Raw genomic sequence first — 569 nt, 5'->3', positions numbered from 1 at the left:
CCTGGTGGAGCGAGCAGGTGCGTGAGGAGATGGCCGAGCTGGTCAGCCATCACGGGATCAACAGCTTCAAGCATTTCATGGCCTACAAGAACGCGATCATGGCCGCCGACGACACGCTGGTGGCGAGTTTCGAGCGCTGCCTGGAACTCGGCGCGGTGCCGACCGTGCACGCGGAAAACGGCGAGCTGGTCTATCACTTGCAACGCAAGTTGATGGCCCAGGGCATCACCGGGCCGGAAGCGCATCCGCTGTCGCGGCCGTCGCAGGTGGAAGGCGAAGCGGCGAGCCGGGCGATTCGCATTGCCGAAACCATCGGTACGCCGTTGTACCTGGTGCACGTTTCCACCAAGGAAGCCCTCGACGAAATCACCTATGCCCGCAGCAAGGGCCAACCGGTTTACGGCGAAGTGCTGGCCGGGCATCTGCTGCTCGACGACAGCGTCTATCAGCACCCGGACTGGCAGACCGCCGCCGGTTACGTGATGAGCCCGCCGTTCCGTCCGCGCGGGCATCAGCAAGCGCTGTGGCATGGCCTGCAAAGTGGCAACCTGCACACCACCGCCACCGAT

1 pseudogene is annotated in these 569 nt (G+C 64.3%); it reads left to right on the top strand.

What is annotated here, in order from left to right:
* Positions 1–569 (top strand): annotated as a pseudogene (locus DBR24_RS32690) (dihydropyrimidinase); the annotation flags it as partial.

Source organism: Pseudomonas sp. HMWF006 (assembly GCF_003061205.1).
Lineage (GTDB): Bacteria > Pseudomonadota > Gammaproteobacteria > Pseudomonadales > Pseudomonadaceae > Aquipseudomonas > Aquipseudomonas monsensis.
This window is presented reverse-complemented; position numbering and strand designations above follow the sequence as displayed.